Source organism: Flavobacterium sp. CF136 (genome assembly GCF_000282055.1).
Taxonomy (GTDB): domain Bacteria; phylum Bacteroidota; class Bacteroidia; order Flavobacteriales; family Flavobacteriaceae; genus Flavobacterium.
On the sequence record NZ_AKJZ01000034.1, the window covers coordinates 24,955 to 39,247 of the forward strand.

A 14,293-nucleotide genomic window follows, 5' to 3' on the forward strand; every position below is an offset into this window, starting at 1 on the left:
AATTAATAATCTGCATTTTATTATTTTTTATATTTTATTTGAGTTTTAATGATAAAGTTAGAAATCTAAAATTAATAATTTCCTGAATATCCTTTCATTACACCTCTTGATGAATTTCGAATAAAGTCTAAAATTTCATCTCTCTCAGGAGTAGCTTCCATTTCTCCTTCAATTATACTCAAAGCTTGTGTAGTATTATAATTTTTTTGATATAAAATTCTATAAATATCCTGAATTTCTCTGATTTTTTCAGTCGTAAAACCTCTTCTTCGAAGACCTACCGAATTTATACCTACATACGACAATGGTTCTTTTGCTGCTTTTGTATATGGCGGAACGTCTTTTCTTAATAGTGACCCGCCTGAAATCATAGCGTGATCTCCAACACTAATAAACTGGTGCACAGCAGATAACCCTCCAATAATAGCATAATTACCAATTGTAACATGTCCTCCTAAAAGAACTCCGTTAACAATTATTGCATTATTACCAACATGACAATCATGAGCAATGTGAGCAGTTGCCATAATTAAACAATTATCACCTATAACTGTCTGACCTGAAGCTATTGTTCCTCTATTAATTGTTACACATTCTCTTATAGTACAATTATCTCCAATAATCGCCAAAGAATCTTCTCCTCCAAATTTTAAATCCTGCGGAACTGCCGAAATTACTGCGCCCGGAAAAATATTACAATTTTTCCCAATACGGGCGCCTTCCATAATGGTTACGTTTGAGCCTATCCAGGTACCATCACCAATAACAACATTATTGTGAATTGTTGTAAAAGGCTCAATTACAACATTTTTAGCGATTTTAGCGCCAGGATGAACATATGCTAATGGTTGATTCATCTGTATTTTTTATATTTTTTATTTAAAAAGTCTGATTAAGGCAACAAACGTAAACAATAAATTTGATTAATTATTATTGTTTTCTCGCAATTTGAGCCATTAATTCTGCCTCGGCAACTAATTTCCCGTTAGCGTAAGCATTTGCTTGCATATGACAAATTCCTCTTCTGATTGGTGAAATCAAATCACACTTAAAAATTAAAGTGTCACCAGGCAATACTTTATGTTTAAATTTAACATTATCTATTTTCATAAAATAAGTCAAATAATTTTCAGGATCCGGAACTGTACTCAGAACCAAAATTCCGCCAGTTTGTGCCATTGCTTCAACAATTAATACACCCGGCATTACCGGAGCATCAGGAAAATGCCCAACGAAGAAATTTTCATTCATAGTAACATTTTTCAATCCAACCACATGGCTTGATGACATTTCAATAATTCTGTCGATCAACAAAAATGGAGGTCTGTGAGGTAAAACAGCCATAATTTTATGAATATCCATCAGAGGTTCCTGATTCAAATCATAAACAGGGATATGGTTTCTTTGCTCTATTTTTATAATTTTTGCTAATTTTTTAGCAAATTGCGTATTCACATAATGTCCTGGTTTATTTGCAATGATTTTTCCCTGGATTCTAACTCCAATTAAAGATAAATCACCAATAACATCCAAAAGTTTATGTCTTGCAGCTTCATTTGGGTAATGCAAAGTTAAATTATCTAGAACGCCATTTGGCTTAACTGAAATTTCTTCCTTTCCAAAGGCTTTCTTAAGGCTTTCCATTGTAGCTTCAGAAATCTCTTTATCTACATAAACAATAGCATTATTTAAGTCACCACCTTTTATTAATCCATTTTCTAATAAAGATTCTAATTCATGTAAAAAACTAAAAGTTCTTGAATTTGAAATTTCATCTTTAAAATCAGCAATACTTTTCAAAGTAGCATTTTGAGTACCTAAAACTTTAGTACCAAAATCTACCATTGTAGTAACCTGATAATCATCACTTGGCATAACCAAAATCTCACTTCCTGTAGTTTCATCTGTAAATGAAATTACTTCTTTTACTACATAAACATTACGTTTTGCTTCTTGCTCTTCGACTCCTGCTTTTTCAATTGCTTCAACAAAATATTTTGAAGAACCATCCATAATTGGAAGTTCAGAAGCATTTAATTCAATAATAACATTGTCTAAATCACAGCCAACCAATGCGGCTAAAACATGTTCCGGAGTTTGAATTTTTACACCTAATTTTTCTAAATTGGTACCTCTTTGTGTATTAACAACATAATTGGCATCAGCTTCAATCACTGGTTGGCCTTGCAAGTCAATTCTAACAAAAGTGAAACCATTATTAATCGGAGCAGGTTTAAAAGTCATTGTAACTTCTTTTCCAGTGTGCAATCCGACTCCTGTTAGTGAAATTTCATTCTTGATGGTCTTCTGTTTAACCATTATTTCCATTTTTTGGGTTTATTATTTGTTTTTTTAATTCTTCCAGTTCAGCAACAATCTTAGGCAAGTTTTTAAAATGAACATACGACTTGCTAAAATCGCTGTAACCAAATGTTGGGCTTCCCTGCAAAATTTCATCATCTTTAATGTTTCTCGCCACACCCGATTGAGCCTGAAGTCTTACATTATTGCCTATAGTTAAATGGCCTGCAATTCCAACTTGTCCTCCAATCATACAGTTTTCTCCAATTTTTGTAGAACCTGCTACACCTGTTTGAGCAGCAATTACTGTATTTTTACCAATTTCAACATTATGGGCAATCTGAATCTGATTGTCTAATTTTACTCCCTTTCTAATTATAGTAGAACCCAGAGTTGCTCTGTCGATTGTAGTATTGGCACCAATATCTACATTATCTTCTATAATAACGTTTCCAATTTGTGGAACTTTGTTATATTCCCCTTCTTCATTTGGAGCAAAACCAAAACCATCTGCACCTATAATTGTCCCTGAATGAATCGTACAATTATTACCAATTATAGTTTCAGAATATATTTTAGCACCTGCAAAAATATATACATTATCGCCAATAACAACATTATCACCAATAAAACTATTTGGATATATTTTTACATTATTACCTAAAACCACGTTTTGACCGATATAACTAAAGCTTCCCAAATACAAATTTTCACCATATTTAGTCCCTTCAGATATAAAAGTCTGTGGCTCGATCCCGCTTTTGTTTAACTTAACCTGATTATAAAACTCTAAAAGTTTAGAAAAAGAAACATAGGCATCTTCCACTTTAATTAAAGTCGTGGTAATTTCGGATTCTGGTATAAAGCTATCATTAACAATTGTTACAGATGCTCTTGTAGTATAGATATGATTGATATATTTAGGGTTTGCCAGGAAAGTAAGTGATCCTTCCTCTCCTTCTTCTATTTTAGACAGTCGAAAAACCTCGGCATTAGGATTGCCAACAACTTCTCCTTCTAAAATTCCTGCTATTTGTTCTGCTGTAAATTTCATTCCGACAAAAATATAAAAAATAGGTTTTAAATGTTAATTTTAGATAAGTTGTTTTGGAAAACAGATGTAATATTTTGTTACCAATTTAGATAATGATTTCAAATTCAACTGGTCAGATGCTTCAACAACATCTTCAATTGTTTTATCTTTTTTAAAAATTCGTATCGATTCAGCTTCTTTACTGTATGCCTGATTTTTAATTTTTCCCCTAAAAATAAAATAATCTGCTTCCAACTGTGATATATTGTGCTCTTTGGCAAATTTTTCTTTTAATTCCTGTACCTCTTCAGTCGGAATTTTTTCACCACTCATTTTAATTTTCAACAAATCTCTATTGATAATCATTTTACTTAAAGTTGAAAGTATAAAGTCATCTTGCTTTTGCCAGGCTTTTAAAGCACTAATAATATCAAAATCATCCAATTGAGAAAATAAGTCTAAAATTTCGGCATCAAAGTTTTCTAATGCAATCTTGTTTTGCATGAAATATAAAAGTGATTCACTACAAGGCAAACTCACCCCTTTCAAAGTCAGTTCTTTTGCTCTTTTAAGTGCTTTAGTCAAAATTAACTCAGCCACCAGACTAGTTTTATGCAAGTAGGCCTGCCAATACATTAATCTTCTTGACAGCAGGAATTTTTCTACTGAATAAATCCCTTTTTCTTCAATAACCAAAACACCGTCAACCACATTCATCATCTGAATCAATCGCTCAGAATTGACATTTCCTTCAGCAACACCTGTGTAAAAACTATCACGCTTTAAATAATCCATTCTATCCATATCCAACTGACTGGAAATCAATTGCAGCATGAATTTTCTGTGATAATCACCTTTAAAAACCTGAATTGCCAAACTTAATCTTCCGTCAAATTCTTCATTCAACTGATTCATAAACAACAGCGAAATAGCTTCATGATTGACATCTTCTACAATACTTTTTTCCATTGCATGCGAAAAAGGCCCATGCCCAATATCGTGCAGTAAAATAGCAATATATAATGCGTTTTCTTCTTCCGATGAAATAGCAACACCTTTAAAGCGAAGTGTTTCGATGGCCTTCTGCATCAAATGCATACAACCCAAAGCATGATGAAAACGAGTATGATTTGCACCAGGGTAAACCAAATATGATAATCCCATTTGTGAAATACGACGTAAACGCTGAAAATACGGATGCTGGATTAAATCATAAATAAGCTCATTCGGGATAGAAATAAAGCCATAAATGGGGTCATTGAATATTTTTAACTTATTAATATGATTCACTATTCTGGTTCTTTTTAGGTGAACAAATATAAGTAATTAAGTATAAACTGTTTTCTGTTTTTAATTTAAAAAACAAAAAGAAATTCATTTCCTGAAAATCTTTTTATCAAAAACAAAACCACTGACTACAAGCACTTTAAATAAAAACATAAAAATACCATATCAGATTCCTTTAACATCTATTTTTTTAAAATGTTAATAACTAAGGATTAGTTTTAGCATTGTTATAAACTCAGTCATATTCAAAATTAATATATTTGAAAGTAACAAAAATTTAGAAAACCATGAGAATAGAAACCGATCTTAAATTAGGCTTTAAAGATGTAATGATCAGACCCAAAAGATCAACTTTGAAAAGCAGGTCCGAAGTATCTTTAGAAAGAAATTTTAAATTTTTGCATAATACAACTGTATGGACCGGAATTCCAATTATGGCAGCAAATATGGATACTGTGGGTACTTTTGAAATGGCTGCTGTTTTAGCTAAAGAAAAGCTTTTTACTGCTATTCACAAGCATTATTCTTTTCAGGAGTGGAATGATTTTTTACAAACCGTTTCTTCTGATTTTTACAATTATATTGCCATTAGTACAGGAACGGGAAAAGAAGATGCTGTTAAAATTGCTGAAATTATTAAAGCAAATCCGTCACTGAAATTTATTTGTATTGATGTTGCCAATGGATATTCAGAACATTTTGTTCAGTTTTTAAAACAAACCCGTAAACAATATCCTGATAAGGTTATTATTGCCGGAAATGTAGTAACTGGCGAAATGGTTGAAGAATTATTATTAGCGGGAGCCGATATTGTAAAAGTTGGAATTGGTCCTGGTTCTGTTTGTACGACCCGTGTAAAAACAGGTGTTGGATATCCGCAGCTTTCTGCCATTATTGAATGTGCCGATGCAGCTCATGGTTTAGGCGGTCATATTATTAGTGATGGAGGATGCAGTACGCCTGGCGATGTTGCCAAAGCTTTTGGTGCAGGTTCAGATTTTGTTATGCTTGGCGGAATGTTAGCCGGACATACTGAAAGCGGTGGCGAATTGATTGAAATTAATGGCGAAAAATTCAGACAATTTTATGGAATGAGTTCTACAACCGCCATGGACAAACATGTTGGCGGTGTAGCCGAATACAGGGCAAGCGAAGGAAAAACAGTTCAGGTTCCCTTTAAAGGCAAAGTAATCAATACCGTTTTGGATATTTTAGGAGGTTTGCGCAGTACCTGTACATATGTGGGAGCTTCAAGACTAAAAGAACTGACTAAACGAACAACATTTATAAGAGTCAGTGAACAGGAAAATCAAATTTTTACAAAATAATTTTTCAAATATTACAACACATTTTAAATTAAATATGATCACAATTTCAGAAGGCACAACAGAAGACATCAAAACCATTCAGCAAATAACACATAAAACCTGGCCAATTACGTATGGCAAAATTCTATCTAAAACACAATTAGATTATATGCTGGATTTATTTTATTCTGACGAAGCTTTAATTAACCAATTTGAGAAAAAAGAACAATTATTTTATTTGATTTCAGAAGATGAAGCAACTTTAGGTTTTATTGGAATTGAACATAATTACAAAGATCAAGCTGTAACCAGAATTCATAAAATATATCTTTTGCCGGAAACACAGGGAAAAGGCATTGGAAAAAAAGTAATTGAAGAGATCAAAAAAATGGCTTTAGAAAACCATTCAACTGCTTTATCTTTAAATGTAAATCGATTCAATTCAGCATTAAGCTTTTATAAAAAAATAGGTTTTGAAATTATTGATGAAGTCAATATCGATATTGGAAACGGATACTTAATGGAAGATTATGTGATGGAGAAGAAGTTATAATCAACTCACAATAACATCATGTTTAAACAATAAACCTTTTACTTCTTTTAAAGCAAAAACAGCTTTTTTAAGTTTAGTTTTGGATGGATCGATAGTATAATTATAACTCGTTTTGAAATCGGCTTTATTGGCAATTGCTTTATTAAACTCAGACCGATACAAATCACAATTATCAAAAAGCACGCTGGTAAGATCTGTAGCCATAAAATCTACGGCAACTAAGCTGCAATTTGTAAAAGTTGTTCCTTTTATTTTTAAGGTATAAAATTTCGAAAAATCCAAAACACAATCGTTAAAGTGTATCTCAAAAATGAGTTTGTCACACATGGCAAAATTCACATCTTTTATTTCACAACGATTAAAAGCTGCCGTTCTAAAGGCTACATAATTGATTTTTGCTTCATTAAAAATACAGTCATTAAAAACGCAATCAATAAAAGTAACGGCTAAAAAAGTACAGGCTGAAAAATTGCAATTATTAAAAACACAACATTCAAAATCCTTGAAATTAGCCCCATCCCTATCATAAATGATATTATTATATTCTTTATCAAGGAAATATTGACTCGTCATTAAAGATCAATTGTTTAAAATAAAAACGCAAGAATCAAATGTATGATAATTGCGTTTAGATTGAAAATATTATTTTACTGATTATTTTTTATGTACTCTTCTTAAAAGGAAAATAGCAATAGCAAAAAAGGTTCCTAGAAAAACAATTGCCAAACGTGGACTTCCTGTAATCTGGTCGATAATACCATATACACACATTCCAATTACGATTCCTATTTTTTCGGCAACATCATAAAAACTAAAAAAAGAAGCCGTATCTTCTGTTTCCGGTAATAGTTTTGAATAGGTAGAACGTGATAAAGCCTGAATTCCTCCCATTACTAATCCTGCCATGGTAGCCATTGCATAAAAATGTATTGGCAATGTGATAAAGTATGCAATCGCACAAAATACTAACCAAATACAGTTAATCACAATCAAAGTTGGAATGTTCCCAAACTTAGCCGAAGCCCTTGATGTTAAAACAGCTCCTAAAACAGCCACTAATTGTATCAGTAAAATACAAATAATCAAACCTGTTGTGCTTTCTGCTTTTGAAGACCATAAAATTTCCTGTGCACCAAAATAAGTAGCCACTAGCATAACAGTCTGAACCGCCATACTTGAAACAAAAAAACCTCCTAAATATCTTTTTAACGGAATATTTTCTTTTAATAAATTCCAAACTTTTTTTAATTCCTTAAATCCATTAAAAACAATAGCTTTTGTTAATTTTTCACTTTTATCCTTGCTCCCTTTTGGTAAAAAATAATAGCTGTACTGACTGAACAAAATCCACCAGACTCCGACCATAACAAAAGAATATCGCATCGCTTTCATGGCTGCTTCACCATCTGTTCCCGTGATTCCAAAAACTTTTGGTTTCATAATCATAGCCAGATTGATAATCAACAAAATCACACTTCCAATATATCCTAAAGAATATCCTTTGGCACTAATTTTATCTTGCTGTTCTGGAAATGCAATATCCGGTAAATACGAATTATAGAAAACCAAACTTCCCCAATAGCCAATAAGACCAAGAAAATAAAATAATAATCCAACATAAATATTTTCAAGATTAAACCAATACAATCCCATGCAGGATAAAGCTCCAACATAGCAGAAGAATTTCATAAACGATTTTTTATTCCCAACATAATCCGCAATACCGGATAATAACGGTGAAAAAAAGGCTACAAATACAAAGGCAAATGCTGTAGTAAAACTAATTAAAGCTGAATTTTTAAGTTCTAATCCAAAAACTTCTATGTAATGACTTCGTTTTGAAAATAAGGCTTCGTAAAAAATAGGAAATACCGCTGATGCAATAGTAAGAGTATAAACTGAGTTTGCCCAATCATAAAATGCCCAGGCATTCAATAATTTTTTACTCCCTTTTGGTAGGTTTGTCATGGTTTTGGTTTTGAAGGCTAATTTATTTATTTTTTCTTATAATCATAATGAATTCTTCATTAATAAATAATCAATGATTTATTAGCATTCAAATTAAACTATAATCCTTTTATTGATGATGATAAGGTTCATTTCGTAAAATAGTAAAACCGCGATATAATTGTTCTATGAAAAACAAACGAACCATCTGATGCGAAAATGTCATGAGTGAAAGCGAAATCTTACCTTGCGCTTTGGTATAAACTGTTTCTGAAAAACCATACGGACCACCAATTACAAAAACCAATGTTTTAATTCCGGAGTTCATCTTTTTTTGTAATTCTTCAGAAAAACCAACACTTGAAAAGTTTTTTCCGTTTTCATCCAATAAAATCAATTGATCGGTTGGGGTTAATTTAGATAAAATCAATTCGCCTTCTTTTTCTTTTTGCTGACTTTCAGATAAATTTTTTACGTTTTTAATATCCGGAATAATTTCCAAATCAAATTTGATATAAAATGACAAACGCTTTGTATAATCATCGATTAAAGTTTGCAATGCTTTATTATCTGTTTTGCCAATGGCGATAAGTTTAATGTTCATTAGTTAAAGTTTTTTTGCCACGAATTATCACAAATCTTTGAAAATTTAAATCTGTTTAACTAACTGGCTAATTCAGGTTTTACGAATAGAAATACGACTTCTAATATCATATTTAATTTTTAGAAAATTGATTTTCAAAGGTTTTAAATCTGGTATCCAAATCTTTCAATAATTGTTTTTTTACCGATTCATCCTGAATAAAACTGTAATTAATACTGTTATAAACGTATTGTTTTATAGTTTTATAAGAAACATCCTGATATCTTTTGGCCAATAAAACATATTGTTCGGTCATATTAGTTCTTAAGATTCCGGCATCATCTGTACTAATAACAATAGGCACATTAAACTCTTTATAAAGTGTAAATGGATGCCTGTTTTCTTTTACCTTCAAAATAAATTCGTTACTGGCTAAATTTATCTCTATCGGAATGTTGTTTTTTGCCATATATCTCATTAAATCATATGAATTCGCTTCATAAGCAATATCTACTCCATGTCCTATTCTATTGGCACCAGCGATATAAATTGCAGAATTAATATGCCAGGTTAAATCTTCCGGCTGTACCAATCCCAATGTCAATTCGCCTGCATGAAGCGTATATTTTACATTCGGAAAACGAGAATGACAATATTTAAACATGACCATATGCAGCCAGTAATCTTTCATTGAAGTTTCACCATCTTCAGGAGAAACAATGTTTACACCAGCAACCAGTTTACTTTCGTTAGCCGATATAAAAGCAATAACCAGATTTTTAAACAAATCAACAGGTTCCATAAAACGCAACACAAAATTTTGATAACGCATCGTAAATCGTTCATCGTCAATATTTAAGTCTTTATGCAATTTCGCAATAAAATTGGTATTGAAATCTTCCGCATATTTTTTAACGTCTTTTTGTTCAATCGATTTATACAAATCATCTAAAGTTTTCAAAACCCCTTTTTCATCTTTTTGATTGGCAAATTGACGAAGTTTCGAGTTGAAATCAGCTAAATCATCAACCATCATATCACACGGAATTATTGATAATTGTGTTTCGATATAACTTACATTTTCTGAAAGCGCACGGTTTTTCAATTCCAATAAACCCTCAGGAAAATGACCATTAATTACAGGAGAAAATTTACCAAAAGAATCAAAAAATAAATCATCAGAAGGTACTGTTACACCATTATAATCTTTTGCAGACCAGGTTTGCATAACTTGTTGTTTGTAAAATTCCAGTTTCCCATTGTTTTTAAGAGACGAAAAAGTTTCCCAATTACCTTTTTCAGGTTTTGTTTTGGAGACTTTCATCGTTTCTAAATTCAGATAAAAATCTTCTGCAATAGCTCTTTTCAAAAGAGGTTCTGCATAAATAGATCCTGAAAAATGATGGTGTAAATCGCCGCCTTTTGGCATTTGTTGAAAAAAAGCTGTTAGGGCAGCTTCATTGTTTCTGATTTTTTCTAAATAATTTTCAGCCGATTGGGAAAAATTTAATTGTGCTATTAAGAAACAGAAAAGTGTAATTATCCTCGTCATACTCTAAGTTTAAATTACATGCAAATATAGTCAATTTTAAATTCTTTTAAATCAAATACAAAATTGACTATTGAAAGAATGAAAAATCATATGAAATATATGTTTAATAACGATATCAAAAGTCTTAAATGCAGTATTCCTAAGCATTTTGAGTCCCTATTTTACAAAAAAATGAAATAAAAGAACCAAATAAATAATTTTTACAGTCCTCTGTTTTAAAGAATTATTAAAAAATTAAAAATTCATTTGCAACTATTACGATTTCATTTTTTCTTTTGTAAACAATATTTCTCTTTTTGAATATAAAATTGAGTGTTTCCTGAATTTTTATATTCTGTATTTCTGTTTCAATTTGTTTGTTTAACTTTGTTCAAAACATATAAAAATGAAACAATTAGTTATATTACTTATTGCTTTTGCTACATTTTCTTCTGCAAGAGCTCAGAAAACCAACTTTTCAAAAGAAGCTTTATCTGAGAAATTATTGGCTACTAATGAAAGTCAGGTTGCTTTCAAAGACATTTTAAAAAAATATAAAGGAAAAACACTGGTAATTGAAGTTTGGGCTTCCTGGTGTGGTGATTGTGTAAAAGCCATGCCTAAAGTAAAAGAACTACAAGCGAACAATCCCAATGTTTCGTATTTATTCCTTTCGGCAGATAAAACCGCTGACAAATGGAAAATCGGAATTGAAAAACACGAATTGAAAGGAGACCATTACATGATGAATGATGGCATGAAAGGTGTTTTTGGAAAAGCAATTGATCTGGATTGGATTCCGAGATATATCATTGTTGACAAAACCGGTAAAATTGTTTTATACCGTGCCATTGAAACTGACTTTGATAAAATCAATGAAACATTAAAAAGTCTGAAATAATTATCAATTTCACAATCTAAAAATTACAAAAACAAAAAAATTAATAAACTAATCCAAAATGAGAAAACAAATTGTTGCAGGAAACTGGAAAATGCATAAAAATGCTGAACAAACACAAGAATTATTAAACGAATTAATCACAAAAATACCAGCAAAAACTAATGCTCAGGTTATTGTTGCACCAACATTTGTAAATTTGGCCGCCGCTGTTTCCAAATTAAAAAATACAACTATTGGAGTATCAGCACAAAATGTACATCAGGCTGAAGGCGGAGCTTTTACAGGTGAAATTTCTGCTGACATGCTAAAAAGTGTTGGAGTGAATACTGTAATTCTAGGACACTCAGAACGCAGAGCTATCTTTAATGAAACCGATGCATTAATCGCCAACAAAGTTGATACTGCTTTAAAGCATGAAATGACTGTGATTTTCTGTTTTGGAGAAGAATTAAAAGATCGTCAATCCAACAATCATTTTAATATTGTTGAAAATCAATTGCGCGACGGATTATTTCATATCTCAAAAGAATCATGGTCAAATGTAGTTTTGGCTTATGAGCCTGTTTGGGCAATTGGAACAGGTGAAACTGCATCGCCGGAACAAGCTCAGGAAATGCATGAATTTATTAGAGAAACTGTTCGCAAAGCTTTTGGAAATAATATTGCTGACGAAGTTTCAATATTATATGGTGGATCAGTAAAACCTGAAAATGCTAAAGAAATCTTCTCTAAACCAGATGTAGATGGTGGTTTAATTGGAGGTGCTGCTTTAAAAGCAGATGATTTTCTGGCTATTGTAACAGCTATCTAATAATACAAATAATCATATTATTAGAAAAGCCCGATAAATTAAATTTTATCGGGCTTATTTTTTTAGCTATTGGAAAATATCTATTTTGTAATATTAGAACTGGTTACATAAAAATCTTTACTTACTTCAATTGTTCGATTATCACCGATAATTTTTTCAGATTTCCATTCCGTAGTTGGTTTTAACCAAGATTCAACTCCATTTAATTTTACTTTTACAGGCATATCGAATTTAGCGACACAATTTGACCAATGATATCCTAAAGATCCATCTTTAAAAATATATTCTAAAACCGGAATTTTTGTTGTTGTTAGATACTGGGCAAACACTCTATTAAAATTAATTCCAGACTGAATATTAATATAATCTTCAATTTGTTTGGATGTAACTGTCTGATGATAAAAAGTACTATTTAAACCTCTTAAAATCGATTTCCATTTTGCATCATCATTAATTATTTGACGAATCATGTGCAGCATATTTGCACCTTTTGGATACATATCGCCAGACCCTTCATTATTTACATCATAATTTCCAATAATGGGTTTATCATTGCTTATATTTCTTCTACATCCTATCACATATTCTGCTGCTGCATCTTTCCCATAATAATATTCCAAAAAAAGACTTTCAGAATAATTAGTAAAACTCTCATGAATCCACATATCTGCAATATCTTTATAGGTTATATTGTTTGCAAACCATTCGTGACCTGATTCATGAATAATGATAAAATCGAACTTTAGTCCCCATCCTGTTCCACTTAAATCACGGCCTAAATACCCATTTTTATAACCATTCCCATATGTAACACTACTTTGGTGTTCCATACCTAAATAAGGTGCATCAACCAACTTATAACTATCTTCATAAAAAGGATACGGTCCAAACCAATTTTCGAATGCTTTTAGCATTTTTGGCACGTCTTTAAAATGTTCTTTGGCTATATTAAGATTATCTCTCAAGACATAATAATTACAATCTAAATCTCCTTTTTCGCCTTTATATTTCTCTGAAAAATTAACATAATCGCCAATATTAATATTCACACCATAATTATTAATTGGATTAGAAACATACCAATTAAATGTTTTTGTACCATCCTTTTGTTTCTTAACACTTTGCAATCTTCCGTTAGAAACGTCCGTCAAATCTCCGGGAACATTTACACTAATTAGCATATTTTCTACTTCATCATACATATGATCTTTATTAGGCCACCAAACACTGGCACCTAAACCCTGACATGACGAAGCGATAAAATCTTTTCCATTTTTATCTTTTTTCCAGGTAATTCCACCATCCCAAGGCGGATTAACTGCTTCTTTTGGCTTTCCTCCAAATGATATTATTATTTCTTTAGTTTCTCCGGCTTTCTGAACTGAAGTCATTTGAATAAAAAAAGCATTACCATCTCTTTCAAATTTCAATTCTTTTCCATCTTGAGTTACTTTGTAAATCTGCATTGGTTCCTGCAAATCGATCTGCATTTTATCATACTCCTTTAAAATAGTATAACGAACGGTATTTGAACCCGAAATAGTTTTATCAACAGGATTTACTTTTACATCTAAATGATAGTACTTTAAATCCCACCAGGCTCTTTCTTTTGTAATGCTTCCGCGTAAAGTATCCTGATGTGTAAAAATTGTATTTGACTTATTTAAAAGCCCTTGCGAATTTGCTGTTAAACCTATTAAAAAGGCAATAAGGATAGCTGAAATTTGGTTTTTCATTAATTCATAAATTTTTATAAAATTAAACGATTTTAATTTACAACCAAAGTATGTATTCAAAAATAAATCATAATAATTTTATTTTTGAATACTATTGGATTTTACTTCAAGTACGCAAGTTCAACATTAAAAACGAAGCGGGTTTAGTGCACAGTTAGCTTTCAGTCCCAGTTCCTTCCCAAACAAAGAAACCTCTCATTGGTAGATGAAGGTTTTTTAAAAAGAAAGTCGACGCCCCAATGGAAGCAAATTAGCGAAGCAACCGGGACTTGGCACGTTTCCGTAAACTGGGACAAAACTTTT

The 14,293-nt window shown here is 31.5% G+C and carries 13 protein-coding genes; 4 read left to right on the top strand and 9 right to left on the bottom strand.

What is annotated here, in order from left to right; all coding sequences use genetic code 11:
- Positions 1 to 71 precede the first annotated feature (71 nt).
- From lpxA to PMI10_RS11845, 4 genes are all read right to left on the bottom strand, one after another.
- Positions 72 to 857 carry an acyl-ACP--UDP-N-acetylglucosamine O-acyltransferase gene (gene lpxA, locus PMI10_RS11830; protein WP_007808101.1) on the bottom strand — a complete coding sequence of 262 codons (786 nt, stop codon included), beginning with the start codon at positions 855 to 857 and terminating at the stop codon, positions 72 to 74.
- 73 nt (positions 858 to 930) lie between these two features.
- A complete protein-coding gene (locus tag PMI10_RS11835) occupies positions 931 to 2,319 on the bottom strand; it encodes a bifunctional UDP-3-O-[3-hydroxymyristoyl] N-acetylglucosamine deacetylase/3-hydroxyacyl-ACP dehydratase (protein ID WP_035631786.1) in 1,389 nt (462 codons plus the stop codon).
- Positions 2,312 to 3,355, bottom strand: a complete 1,044-nt coding sequence (gene lpxD / locus PMI10_RS11840; protein WP_007808106.1) for a UDP-3-O-(3-hydroxymyristoyl)glucosamine N-acyltransferase — start codon at positions 3,353 to 3,355, stop codon at positions 2,312 to 2,314. The genes PMI10_RS11835 and lpxD overlap by 8 nt, the downstream gene beginning before the upstream one ends.
- Positions 3,356 to 3,394: 39 nt before the next feature.
- Positions 3,395 to 4,624, bottom strand: coding sequence for an HD domain-containing protein (locus PMI10_RS11845; protein ID WP_007808107.1), 1,230 nt, complete (start codon positions 4,622 to 4,624; stop codon positions 3,395 to 3,397).
- A 284-nt stretch (positions 4,625 to 4,908) separates the two neighbouring features.
- On the opposite strand from PMI10_RS11845, the gene PMI10_RS11850 reads away from it, so the two are divergent.
- Both PMI10_RS11850 and PMI10_RS11855 read left to right on the top strand, forming a co-directional pair.
- A complete protein-coding gene (locus PMI10_RS11850) occupies positions 4,909 to 5,949 on the top strand; it encodes a GMP reductase (protein ID WP_007808108.1) in 1,041 nt (346 codons plus the stop codon).
- A 34-nt stretch (positions 5,950 to 5,983) separates the two neighbouring features.
- Positions 5,984 to 6,481, top strand: a complete 498-nt coding sequence (locus tag PMI10_RS11855; protein WP_007808109.1) for a GNAT family N-acetyltransferase — start codon at positions 5,984 to 5,986, stop codon at positions 6,479 to 6,481.
- Here PMI10_RS11855 and PMI10_RS11860 read toward each other — a convergent pair whose 3' ends face one another.
- From PMI10_RS11860 to PMI10_RS11875, 4 genes are all read right to left on the bottom strand, one after another.
- Positions 6,482 to 7,054 carry a pentapeptide repeat-containing protein gene (locus tag PMI10_RS11860; protein WP_007808110.1) on the bottom strand — a complete coding sequence of 191 codons (573 nt, stop codon included), beginning with the start codon at positions 7,052 to 7,054 and terminating at the stop codon, positions 6,482 to 6,484.
- 81 nt (positions 7,055 to 7,135) lie between these two features.
- Positions 7,136 to 8,449 carry an MFS transporter gene (locus PMI10_RS11865; RefSeq protein ID WP_007808111.1) on the bottom strand — a complete coding sequence of 438 codons (1,314 nt, stop codon included), beginning with the start codon at positions 8,447 to 8,449 and terminating at the stop codon, positions 7,136 to 7,138.
- A 109-nt stretch (positions 8,450 to 8,558) separates the two neighbouring features.
- On the bottom strand, positions 8,559 to 9,032 hold the full coding sequence (gene rlmH, locus PMI10_RS11870; protein ID WP_007808112.1) for a 23S rRNA (pseudouridine(1915)-N(3))-methyltransferase RlmH: 474 nt from the start codon (positions 9,030 to 9,032) through the stop codon (positions 8,559 to 8,561).
- Between the two features lie 112 nt (positions 9,033 to 9,144).
- Positions 9,145 to 10,563 carry an adenosine deaminase gene (locus PMI10_RS11875; RefSeq protein WP_007808113.1) on the bottom strand — a complete coding sequence of 473 codons (1,419 nt, stop codon included), beginning with the start codon at positions 10,561 to 10,563 and terminating at the stop codon, positions 9,145 to 9,147.
- A 385-nt stretch (positions 10,564 to 10,948) separates the two neighbouring features.
- Here PMI10_RS11875 and PMI10_RS11880 point away from each other — a divergent pair, with 385 nt between their 5' ends.
- Both PMI10_RS11880 and tpiA read left to right on the top strand, forming a co-directional pair.
- On the top strand, positions 10,949 to 11,443 hold the full coding sequence (locus tag PMI10_RS11880; RefSeq protein ID WP_007808114.1) for a TlpA family protein disulfide reductase: 495 nt from the start codon (positions 10,949 to 10,951) through the stop codon (positions 11,441 to 11,443).
- 58 nt (positions 11,444 to 11,501) lie between these two features.
- The gene (gene tpiA / locus PMI10_RS11885) at positions 11,502 to 12,254 is read left to right on the top strand and encodes a triose-phosphate isomerase (protein ID WP_007808115.1); all 753 of its coding nucleotides are present in this window, start codon (positions 11,502 to 11,504) and stop codon (positions 12,252 to 12,254) included.
- An 80-nt stretch (positions 12,255 to 12,334) separates the two neighbouring features.
- On the opposite strand, the gene PMI10_RS11890 is transcribed toward tpiA, so the two are convergent.
- On the bottom strand, positions 12,335 to 13,990 hold the full coding sequence (locus PMI10_RS11890; protein WP_007808116.1) for a M1 family metallopeptidase: 1,656 nt from the start codon (positions 13,988 to 13,990) through the stop codon (positions 12,335 to 12,337).
- Between the last annotated feature and the right edge of the window lie 303 nt (positions 13,991 to 14,293).

Excerpts from the sequence above, each read along its gene's own strand:
- lpxA (WP_007808101.1), bottom strand. The coding sequence starts at position 857 with ATGAATCAACCATTAGCATATGTTCATCCTGGCGCTAAAATCGCTAAA.
- lpxD (WP_007808106.1), bottom strand. The coding sequence starts at position 3,355 with ATGAAATTTACAGCAGAACAAATAGCAGGAATTTTAGAAGGAGAAGTT.
- PMI10_RS11875 (WP_007808113.1), bottom strand. The coding sequence starts at position 10,563 with ATGACGAGGATAATTACACTTTTCTGTTTCTTAATAGCACAATTAAAT.
- PMI10_RS11860 (WP_007808110.1), bottom strand. The coding sequence starts at position 7,054 with ATGACGAGTCAATATTTCCTTGATAAAGAATATAATAATATCATTTAT.
- PMI10_RS11850 (WP_007808108.1), top strand. The coding sequence starts at position 4,909 with ATGAGAATAGAAACCGATCTTAAATTAGGCTTTAAAGATGTAATGATC.
- PMI10_RS11880 (WP_007808114.1), top strand. The coding sequence starts at position 10,949 with ATGAAACAATTAGTTATATTACTTATTGCTTTTGCTACATTTTCTTCT.
- PMI10_RS11835 (WP_035631786.1), bottom strand. The coding sequence starts at position 2,319 with ATGGTTAAACAGAAGACCATCAAGAATGAAATTTCACTAACAGGAGTC.
- PMI10_RS11855 (WP_007808109.1), top strand. The coding sequence starts at position 5,984 with ATGATCACAATTTCAGAAGGCACAACAGAAGACATCAAAACCATTCAG.
- rlmH (WP_007808112.1), bottom strand. The coding sequence starts at position 9,032 with ATGAACATTAAACTTATCGCCATTGGCAAAACAGATAATAAAGCATTG.
- PMI10_RS11865 (WP_007808111.1), bottom strand. The coding sequence starts at position 8,449 with ATGACAAACCTACCAAAAGGGAGTAAAAAATTATTGAATGCCTGGGCA.
- tpiA (WP_007808115.1), top strand. The coding sequence starts at position 11,502 with ATGAGAAAACAAATTGTTGCAGGAAACTGGAAAATGCATAAAAATGCT.
- PMI10_RS11890 (WP_007808116.1), bottom strand. The coding sequence starts at position 13,990 with ATGAAAAACCAAATTTCAGCTATCCTTATTGCCTTTTTAATAGGTTTA.